This window comes from Desulfonatronospira sp., from assembly GCA_003563255.1.
Classification (GTDB): Bacteria; Desulfobacterota; Desulfovibrionia; order Desulfovibrionales; family Desulfonatronovibrionaceae; genus Desulfonatronospira.
The window spans coordinates 1-4980 of sequence record PWSL01000495.1; the positions used below are offsets into that span (position 1 = coordinate 1).

Consider the following 4980-nt stretch of genomic DNA (forward strand, 5'->3'; position numbering starts at 1 on the left):
GAGCCCAGGCCGCTGATGCCTCCGAAAAATCCTCCCTCACGTGGATCCTGGGAAGCTCCGCAACCGGCAATAAGCAAAAAGCAGATTAAAACAGGCAAGTATAAATGTCTCATACAGACAACCTCTCATCTATTCTGGCTAGCTGGGCGCTGCCCTCATTAAGTGCCGCGATATTGGCCTGCAGTTCCTGTACTTCCTTTTCCAGGGCGGCAATGCGGGGATCATCCTCGGGCAGAGTCTGGCTCTCCTCTTCTATAATAGCCTCTTGAATGGCCAGTTCGCCCTTCAGCTCTTCTTCAAGTTCTTCATTTTCCTGGATACGTTTTTGAACCTCTGCCTGCCTGGCCAGCAAAGTGTCTTTTTCCTCTACACCCTCCTCATAGGCCTGTCGCAGGGACTCCACCTCTTCTTCCAGGGCCGCCAGTTCCTGCCTGCTTTTGGCGTTGTAGGCGCGCATGGTTTCATTGTAATCTGCTGTCCGGGCGGCTTCAGCCTCCAGAAACTCCTCCTGGGTGGCGTACTCCGCCTTGCGTTTGGCTACTTCCCGGCCCACGAGGTAACCCAGGCCTGCCCCGGCTGCAGCCCCGATCAATGCCCCCCTGCCGTCTCCGATAAGATAGCCGGCTAGTCCGCCCACAGCAGCACCCACGGCGGCACCCTCGGCCTTGGTCAGTCTTTGATCCGATCCGGTTGCACACCCGGAAAGGATCACTGCCATAAGAACCAGCAACAAGATCACCCTGGATCCTTTCATGCTTTCCTCCTTTTAATATACTCCTTGAGGTCAATATTATTGTACAAACTCCATAAAAACCTTTTCATATTCTTTAAGCCAGCCTTCCCTGTCCGCACGGCGCTTCTGGCTGAAATCTTCAATATGCTTGGTCAAAAGTTGCAATACGGCCTTTTCCCGGGGCAGGGGGGCCTGCTCGCGCATGCTTTCCAGGGCCTGGTCTATGTAATCCTGTTCATAGTCTCCCAGCTCGCCCACCTTGTCCGTATAAGCCTGAAGCTGTTCTTTCCGGGCTGAACTTAGCTCATTTATCCTCTGCTCCACAGCACTGACCTGCTCCAGGTATCTGCTGGACATTTCCGCCAGCCGCCTGGCGGCCTCCAAGCTGTTTTCCAGGCTGACCAGGCGGGAAATATAGACACTCAGATTAACTCCGTTGCGGGCTGCATCCTGAGCCAGGCTGCGCGCACTTTCCCTCTGGGCCATGTCCAGGCGATGCCTGGCCTGGTCCATGAACTCCTGCACTGTGTGCAGCTCATCGCTCAAATGGGGATGCTGTTCCATAAGCCTGCCCAGGATAGGTTCAACATCTCCCAGCTGCGAAGCTGCCTGGGCCACCAGATTGTCCATGGTCCGGCCAACGGGCATGGTCTTGCGCACCATGTCCTTGTATTCCTGATATTCTTCTTCCATGGCCGCTCTGACCCGGGTATTGACCACCACATTGGAACCAATGGCCAGGCGCGCCCCGGTATTAAAGGAACGCCTTTCCTGAACCCGCTTTTGGTCCTGGTTCCAGGCGTAGACGTCCAGCTCCTGGCGCAGGGAAGAGCGCATATCCGCCACCGGCGTGGACACGCTGCCGCCGCGCACGCTCACCCCGCCCGGTTTGCCCTGCCACACCTCGGGCCTGAAGAAACCGGCGGTCATTTCCTGGACATTGCCCAGCATGTCAAAAAAACCCAGGCGGCAGGGCTGGCGCAGGCCTATGGGCCGCACCCTGTGGCTGGCATTGCCCAGATGCCAGGCATGCTCATTGATCCTCTGCATGGCGAAAGGAAGGCGGTCGTTGAAAGTGCCGTCCTCAAGGGCCGGAAGCCCTCCGCGGACAGTGAACTCCCACTCCTCCTCAGAGGGAAGCCGGAAAAATCCGGGAATGCCGTCTATATCCGGCATGTTTTCCAGGCGCTCCGGGTGCTCTGCATCAAAGAGCCACTGGTTGTAGCGGCGGATAAACTCCTGGATATCGTGGTAGCTGACAAAAGACAGCGGCTCCATCAGGGCCTCCTGCAGGGCGCGGCCTTCCAGTTCAGCCAGTTGGGCCGCATCCGGATCGGCGCTGGCATCAATCAAGGTGTCCAGGCCCATGACCGCAGTAAACTGCCCCCTGGTCAACTCGTACTTGGCCAGATAAATGGCCTGGCCCCGGCCATCATTGTCAGGAAAAGATCCGCTGATCTGGGTACGCTGCAGGCCTTCGAAAATACCGCCGGATGCATCGCCCATCTGGATGATCTGCTCCTCATCCCCCCAGTAGCCCTGACCGGGCACGTGGACCTTGCGAAAAACCATCACGGAGTCGCCGGGCATGGGCAGGACAATATCCGCCTCATCCGGGCGGGGGTTGTCCGGACCGGCAGGAGGTGCGGCTATGCCGGCCTCGGCCCGGAAAAAAAACAGGGCGCAAAAAAGGAGCATAAACAGGTAAAAGTGGATTGACTCTATTTTTCTTATCCAATACTTATGGCGAATAATTATTTCCAGAATAATATTCATAGTTGTATCCTCAGTTATCCCGGATCACCTCCGCCGGATCGATGCGCGTTGCCCTCCAGGCAGCCACCAGGGAACCGGCCAGGGCCAGGCAGGTGGTCAGAAAGACTATTCCGCCTTTGTAACTCAGGGGCAGGGAGCAGAACCTCTCCCCCGGGGCCAGCTCCGAGGCGAAGGTGTGATTGATCATGGCCGCCAGGGTATAGTAGCAGGCAAAACCAAGCATCAGCCCGGCTGCAGCTATCATCAGCCCCTGGATCATGGGCAGGAAAAACACATGCCTGCGGCCCAGGCCCACCAGGCGAAGCACTCCCAGGTCCCTGCGCAGCCGTTCCACCGCCGCATACAGGCTGGACAGCAAGACCGCAGTTCCGCCGCTTATGCCCAGCAGGGCCAGCAGGGAATAAAGCCTGGTAAGGCCGGCATCCAGCACCTGGATGCGTTGGATGGTTTCCACCTGGGCCATGACCTCCATGTCCTGTTCCTGCAGTTTCCTGTACACCCCGGGAACATGGTCGATACTTTCGGTATACAGGCGAAAACCTCTGAAGCCTCCCCTGACCATGGCAAATTCCCCTGACTCGGATTCCAGCTTCACTCCGCGCTGGCTGGCTGTTCGCAGCACACCCATGAGCTCCGCCGGGACCAGGGGCCTTTGGAGTTCTGTGGTTCCAGCCTTTTCAAGCTCTATAACCAGCTGCAGCACTCCATGAAAAACCAGCCGCAGATCAAACTCTTCGGATTCAGGCAAAAGGACCCGGGTAAGCCTTTCCGCAGGTGATGCGCTGCCGGTGAAACCTCCCCAGGGGGGATCATCCACTCCCAGCAGCAGAGCCTCCCTGCGGCTGATGGACAGCCCTGCCGGAGATATTTCCCTGCCTGCAGCATCCTGGAGCACAACCCCACTGACATAAGGCAGCAGGATATGTTCCCTGCCCCGCAGCTTTTGGCGCAGAGCCCAGATCCAGGACATGGTGGCCGGACTGCCTGGAGTGCTCAGGCTGAAGGCAGTCCAGTCCTCAGGCAGTGGCACTGCGGTTTTTGCGGTTACTTCCCGGTTTTCCGTCTCGTTTATCCTGGCGAACCCGGTGTTTATTATCAGCCCGGTACGCTCAATGGGGTCCATGGGATCTGGAATTAAAAGCAGCACCCCGTCATAGCTGAGATAAGGCTCTGGAGTATCCCCTTCCCACCCCCTGGACGGTACACCGTAACCCTCTTTATAGGCTTCGATATCCAGGACAAAGGACAGGGGGGCGTAAATACGGGGCAGGGACCCGGCCCTGGGATGCAGCACTCCAGCCACCTCCAGGCCCGAGGCCGCCATTTCCCTGCGTCCTCCCCGGCTGCGGGTGACCCTGGCCTCCAGGATATCTCCCTGCTCAAGACCGAGAACCCGGGCTGCCTCATGGGTAAGTACGCACTGTCCGTCTTCTGGGGCCGGGGCACCATTCTCTAAGAGCAGAGGATCTCCTGGACCGCTGGATATGAGATCAAACATTTCCAGCCTGCCGGTATGTGGATGTTCTACATGCACTATGGAAGACAAGGGCAGCACCGAGGGAACGATAAACTCCACCCCGGGCCAGTTGCCCACCTGTTCAAACCATTCCGGGGTAAGCTCATATATCTGGGCCGGCCGGACCTCCCGGTACACAGGGTCTTCCACCAGCCTGTCCCGCAGGGTCTCGATAGTGCCGTGCTTGAGCCCCAGAAGAATAAGCAGCGGGGCGATGACCGCGGCCAAAGCTATAATCAGGCACAACGTGAGAATACGGTCATGCACCAGGCTGGATGCAGCCAGCCGTGGTACGACTTTGAGAGGGTAATTCCTGTCAGACGACATCAATTTCTCCGCCTGCACTCAGCCCGGACCAGGCCTTCACTGCTCTGGCTAAGGACAAAGCTGTAGGTCACGTCCGCATCTTTCACCAGTTCTGTATCGTGGGTGACCACCACCACGGCCGTGCCTGATTCCCGGGTGACGCTCTGCAGATCCTGCATGATCAGCCTGGCCCTGGCCTTATCCACTGCTGCTGTGGGCTCGTCAGCCAGGACCAGATCCGGACCGTGGGCCATGGCCCGCAGTATGGCCGCGCGCTGGCGCTGACCAATGGACAGGTAATCAGGCTTGCGTTTCAGGCAGTGCTCAATGCCCAGCCTTGCAGCCAGGGCTGTCACCTGCGTCAGATAATCCTTGCTCCCCTTTATTCTGGCCGGCAGGCACACATTGTCCATAACGCTTAAAAAGGACAGCAGACCGCCTGTCTGCAGGATATAGCCCATGAAGTTGCGTCGGAGCCGGGCCAGGTGGGATTCCAGACCGTTTTCCCACAGGGACTGCACATCAATGGCAGAATCCTGCTCCCGGCCGGGATTCAGGATGAACCTCCCCACCCGGGTGGGCTGCATGACCAGGGCCAGCATGTCCAGAAGCGTACTCTTGCCGCAGCCGCTGTCCCCCACCAGGGCCA

Annotated in this window: 4 protein-coding genes; all 4 read right to left on the reverse strand. The window is 58.3% G+C overall.

What is annotated here, in order from left to right:
* Nucleotides 1-109: 109 nt before the first annotated feature.
* Nucleotides 110-754, reverse strand: coding sequence for a glycine zipper domain-containing protein (locus QZP87_RS14475; RefSeq protein WP_291323634.1), 645 nt, complete (start codon nt 752-754; stop codon nt 110-112).
* A 36-nt stretch (nt 755-790) separates the two neighbouring features.
* Nucleotides 791-2509 (reverse strand): SUMF1/EgtB/PvdO family nonheme iron enzyme, encoded by a 1719-nt coding sequence (locus QZP87_RS14480; protein ID WP_291323635.1) that lies wholly within the window; start codon nt 2507-2509, stop codon nt 791-793.
* Nucleotides 2510-2519: 10 nt separating this feature from the next.
* Nucleotides 2520-4352, reverse strand: a complete 1833-nt coding sequence (locus tag QZP87_RS14485) for an FtsX-like permease family protein (RefSeq protein ID WP_291323636.1) — start codon at nt 4350-4352, stop codon at nt 2520-2522.
* Nucleotides 4352-4980 (reverse strand): ATP-binding cassette domain-containing protein (locus QZP87_RS14490; protein WP_291323637.1); only part of this gene is annotated, 629 nt, incomplete at its 5' end. The genes QZP87_RS14490 and QZP87_RS14485, both read right to left, overlap by 1 nt.